The sequence below is a fragment of the Verminephrobacter aporrectodeae subsp. tuberculatae At4 genome (assembly GCF_000193225.1).
Classification (GTDB): Bacteria; Pseudomonadota; Gammaproteobacteria; order Burkholderiales; family Burkholderiaceae_C; genus Acidovorax; species Acidovorax aporrectodeae.
The window spans coordinates 1-4659 of sequence record NZ_AFAL01000969.1 but is presented as its reverse complement, the minus strand read 5'-3'; the positions used below and the strand labels follow the sequence as shown (position 1 = coordinate 4659).

General features: G+C 65.4%; 3 protein-coding genes and 2 pseudogenes. 2 read left to right on the top strand and 3 right to left on the bottom strand.

Annotated elements, in window-relative coordinates:
• A pseudogene (locus VTU_RS0123590) lies at positions 1 to 717 on the bottom strand (DUF349 domain-containing protein); the annotation flags it as partial.
• 737 nt (positions 718 to 1454) lie between these two features.
• Here VTU_RS0123590 and VTU_RS30120 point away from each other — a divergent pair.
• Together VTU_RS30120 and VTU_RS0123580 are read left to right on the top strand one after the other, a co-directional pair.
• Positions 1455 to 2230 (top strand): annotated as a pseudogene (locus tag VTU_RS30120) (lytic transglycosylase domain-containing protein).
• Positions 2231 to 2557: 327 nt separating this feature from the next.
• A complete protein-coding gene (locus VTU_RS0123580; protein WP_081479944.1) occupies positions 2558 to 3463 on the top strand; it encodes a DMT family transporter in 906 nt (301 codons plus the stop codon).
• Positions 3464 to 3517: 54 nt separating this feature from the next.
• On the opposite strand, the gene VTU_RS0123575 is transcribed toward VTU_RS0123580, so the two are convergent.
• Positions 3518 to 4192, bottom strand: coding sequence for a hypothetical protein (locus VTU_RS0123575; protein WP_010109996.1), 675 nt, complete (start codon positions 4190 to 4192; stop codon positions 3518 to 3520).
• 37 nt (positions 4193 to 4229) lie between these two features.
• The coding region (locus VTU_RS0123570) for a biotin--[acetyl-CoA-carboxylase] ligase (protein ID WP_010109994.1) at positions 4230 to 4659 on the bottom strand (430 nt) is incomplete at its 5' end.

The window sequence follows — 4659 nt, the reverse complement described above, 5'->3', positions numbered from 1 at the left end:
GTCCTCGGCGGCGGCGATGGCCTGCGCGAGCGCCGGCTGAAACGCATCCCAGACCACCAGCAACTGGCTGCGGGACGCGTCGAGCAAGGGGGGAAAGCGCATATCCACGCTCGCCCAGCACGCATCGCCGGTGAGTTCCCGGGCCTGCTCCTGCCAGCGGGCGACGTCCGTGCGCAGCGGTTCGAGCGCTGCGAGCGCGTCGCGCCAGGGCTTGGTGGAGAACACCTCGATGCGCTGCGCCAGCAGCACGGCGGCCTCGCGCTGTACCTGCACGCGATGCTGCAGGTCTTCGATGACCCGCACCCGGTCCGCCAATTGCAGCTTGAGCAGCGACAGCGGCTCGCGCGACAAGGGCGCGCCGGCCTTGGCCGCGTCGCGCTGCCAGGCCATCGCGTCGGCGATGTTCAGCTTTGGCGCAGTGAGCAGCGCCTGGGCCTTCTCGGCCCATTCGGCGGCAATGGCTTCCTGCTCCTTCGCGCGGCGGATTTCATTCAGGCGCTCGCGCACCGCACGGGCTGCGCCCTTGTCGCGCGCGCTGAGCTCCTTGAAGACTTCCTGCAACTGCCCGGATGCGGGCTCGGTGGCCAGCCAGTCGCGGATGCGCGCGGCGCGCTCGCCCGAGGTGGCGGCAGAAAAGGCGCCGCCGGTCAGCGCGTCGAGCGCATGCGGCGCCTGGGGTTTGGCCGGGACTGGATTCACTTCAGATGCGTCGGACATGTGGCTGCAGGAAAAAAATGGAAACAGGGATCCAGTGGACGGCGGAGGCCACGTTGCGCGCGCTCCGCCTGGGGGTCTGCCGTGGCGGGCGCAGCGCACGCGCCAAGGCAGCAACTATGGAAAAGGCTATTTTCACCGGGTTTGGCACACTGCGGAAACAAACAAGAAAGCCCGACGGACAGCACCTCGTGGCCTGCCCGCCGGGCTTGACGGCTGACACAACGGTCTTTGCCATCGCTCGCAACGCGGAGATGAACGGTCCGCATGGCGCGGAGGCAAGGTATTGCCCCCAAGGGTTTGCCATGGAAGCGGCATCTGCTGCACCTTGGCACTGAATGCCCTCGGAGGGAGACTTCGCTTCGTCTGGCGACGCCTGAATTCCACAGGCCATGCGGACCTTACCAAAGTCGCAGCGACAACTCAAACAGGATTCTCAATGGAAACAAGATGATCGATTGAATTTTTCATGAGCCCCCACGGAACAGCGCCCATCCTGCGCTGCGCAGTTCTGGAGGATTTTCTGAAACTTTTCATAACCAAAACGTCCTAAAATTACTTTTGTTAGTATTGACTGTGTATTTCGCAGGCTTCTAGAATCCGCCGCTTCACCAACGAGCCCCACAAGAAAAACCGGCCCACAGCCGAACCCGGCTCAATCAGATCAGGGAATCCCCCCTCGAAATCCGATGGCGATCTGCCCAAGGGGCGCAGTCCCGCCTCCAGAGAAAAGGAGATTCATGACAGCATCAGAAAAAACCGTCTCCGGCCTGCGCCGCCTTGCCGTGCGCGCGACCGGGGAGGCTCTTGCCATCACCCGCAACGGCCTGACCCTCGTCGGCCTGGCCGTTGCCTTTGTACTCATCGTCCTCACGGCCCGCCCGGACCTGCGCCAAGCCGGCAAGGAGCAGCTCCAGCACTGGTTGCAGGCGCGCCAGGTGGACCCGGTGGAAATCCCCGCCCCCTTGCTGAGCCCAAGGCCAGCGAGCACGCCACGGCCGGAAACCCCAAGGAACTGCCCCGGGAGCAAGCCGCCGTGGCCTTCTGGCTGAGCAAAAAGTACCGTGTGGCCACCGAGCCGCTGGGCGTGCTGGTGGCCGAAACCTACGGCATCGGCGCGCGCTCCAGGATCGATCCGGCGCTGATCCTGGCCATCATGGCCATCGAATCGAAATTCAATCCGTTCGCGCAGAGCGCCATGGGCGCCCAGGGCCTGATGCAGGTCATGACCCGGGTGCACGCCGACAAGTACCAGAACTTCGGCGGGCACGCCTTCGACCCGGTGAGCAACCTGCGCGTGGGGGTGAAGGTCTTGCAGGAATGCATTGCGCGCGCCGGATCCCTGGAGGGCGGCCTGCGCCATTACGCGGGCGCGGCCAACACCGACGACGGCGGCTATGTGGCCAAGGTAATGGCCGAGTACCTCCGCCTGCGCCAAGTCGCTGGCCGCCCGCTGCCCATCGACCCGCCCCAGGCTCCTGCGGCCCCGAGCGTTTCGTCCGACAGCGCTGCATAGCACGGCGGTGCTCTCCGGCCTCTGACGCCAGGCCACCGCCGGGCCCGCCGAACGCAGGCGTCCCGACTGCCGCGTTTCGTCCAGGTGTTTTCCTTCGCGCCGAGGTGGCGCGCTCAGCGGGACGCCGGCATCCAGATCGCGCTTGAGGCTTTTTATCGACGCAACGCCCTGGCTGAGAACGCTGGGCAGCGGGTTTCTGGTAGAAAGCATTGGCAATGCACGCGGCCGAGCCACAGTTGACAGGCACGCACGCCAACGCCAGCGCACCATGCGATCCAGGATTTGTGCCACCGCGCCGGATCCGACCCCTATCCGGAGAATGATTTGATGGCACGGGCAAAGGAAAATCCAGTGTGGGCCCAGGCAGCACTGGTCCTCGCGGTTTTCTTTTGGGCAAGCTCATTTGTTGCCATGAAACACGCCGTGGGTCATATGGACCCGGGATTGATCGTCCTCATCAGAATGATCATTGCCTCGTCATGCTTTATCCTGATATACAGGCTATGGCGTGGCATGGCATACACGCGCGGCGATTGGAAATACTTTCTCATCATGTCGGTGTGCGACCCGGGCCTTTACTTCTTTCTTGAATCGCAGGCGTTGAAGTACACGTCTGCATCCGCAGCAGGGACGATCAACTCGCTGCAACCCCCTCTGCTCGCCCTGTCGGCCTGGGTCTTCCTCAGGGAGCGTCCCAGCCTGGTGACTTTCATTGGCGCCGCGATCTCCATCGTCGGCGCAGTCCTGCTGACAGCCGCTTCGCCGAGCATCGAAAGCTCGCCCAATCCCTGGCTCGGGAATACGCTGGAATTCGGGGCCATGGCGTCCTCGACGATCTACATCGTGGTGCTGAAAAAACTGTCCGACCGCTACAGCCCGCTCTTCCTGACCGCCCTGCAGGCGTTTGGTGGCGCGCTTCTCTTTGCACCCCTGCTTTGGACCGCCGATATCCCCGCCACAGTGCCCACCAGTGCGTGGATCGCCATCTTCTACCTCGCGACCTTCGTCACGTTTGGCGGGTATTTTCTATACAACTGGGGCGTCGCAAAATCAACTGCCATGATCGCCAGCGCGTATCTCAATCTGATCCCGGTATTCTCGGTGGGGCTGGCGTTCGTATTTCTCGACGAACGATTGACGATATTCCAGATTTGCATGGTTCTTGTGATCATCATGGGCGTTTTTGTGAGCCAAAGCGCCCAGTTTCGCCGCCCGGCCGCCCTGCATCAGTAGCCTGACCCACCCTCGCTCGATGAAGCGCTGCGGTTGGTCGCCCATGCACTCGGCTCAGCCGCAGGCGCGCAGCGTCTTGCCGGCCATGGCGTTGCGCAGGGTCTCGAGTTGCGGGCGCAGCGCCTCGTTGACTGCGGGCAGGCGCAGCGTAAAGCCCGGGGATTCGGGGCGTTCCTGGACCACGCGGGCCGTGCGCACGCCCTGGCTGACCAGGTTCGCCAGTTCGCGCTTGGCGGCGTTTTCCGAAGAGAAGCGGCCCAGCGACAGGCCCGGCTCCAGCGTGCCGCCCGCGCGGTCGAAATCCACTTTGCGCGTGCGCAGTTCGGTGCGCTTTTTGTCCAGCGTTTCCAGGTCGTCGAAACGCCCCATGTAGACCATCCAGCGGCCGGTCTGCAGGGGCGTGGGCTCGAGCACCCAACTGTCCTGGGGCAGGGCCGCGGTTGCGGCGCGCAGGGCGGCCGCCTGGCGTTCGTCGAAAACGCCGGCCTGCAGGCATTCGCCGGCGGGTTGCGCGGACACAGGGGGCTGCGGGTCCGGGGGGCCTGCCGCTGCGCCCGGGTTCGGATTCGACTTCAGGATCTGCAGCGTCTCGGGCCGGATCTGCTGCCGCATGCGCTGGGGTTCGGTCTGCTCTTGCGGGGCCAGGCCCCAGGGGCGCAGCAGGCCATGCGACCAGGCGCCGTAGCCGGCGTTGGCCAGCAGCAGCACGATCAGTGCAAAGCGCAGCATGGAACGGGCCCTTTCGACAGAGAAAACATCACACCGATCACACCGGCTGCGCGGCGCTGGGCCGGACGCTGATTTCGGCGCCGCTGATGGCCTGCAGTGCGCCGGCCATGCGCACCAGCAGCGCGCCGTCCTCGCGCACGCCATGCGCGCTGCCCGTGCGGCCGTCGCTGAGCGCCACGGCGCGGCCGTGCAGCAGGTCGCGGGCCGCAAAACGCGGCTGCACGGGGCCAAAGCCGTGCTGCTCGAACGCCTGCAGCATGGCCACCAGCGGTCCCACGATGCGCAGCAGCGCGGCGGGGGCGTCGAGCCCGGGCTCCAGGTCCTGCAGGCTGCCTGGCGGCAGGCTCAGGCCCTCGGCGCTGCGCGGCAGCACGTTGATGCCTATGCCGAGCACCGCGTAGCGTGCTGCGCTGCAGGAGGCCGCGGGCCCGCGCGCCACGAGGCTGGTCGTCTCCAGCAGGATTCCG

Excerpts from the sequence above, each read along its gene's own strand:
- VTU_RS0123580 (WP_081479944.1), top strand. The coding sequence starts at position 2,558 with ATGGCACGGGCAAAGGAAAATCCAGTGTGGGCCCAGGCAGCACTGGTC.
- VTU_RS0123575 (WP_010109996.1), bottom strand. The coding sequence starts at position 4,192 with ATGCTGCGCTTTGCACTGATCGTGCTGCTGCTGGCCAACGCCGGCTAC.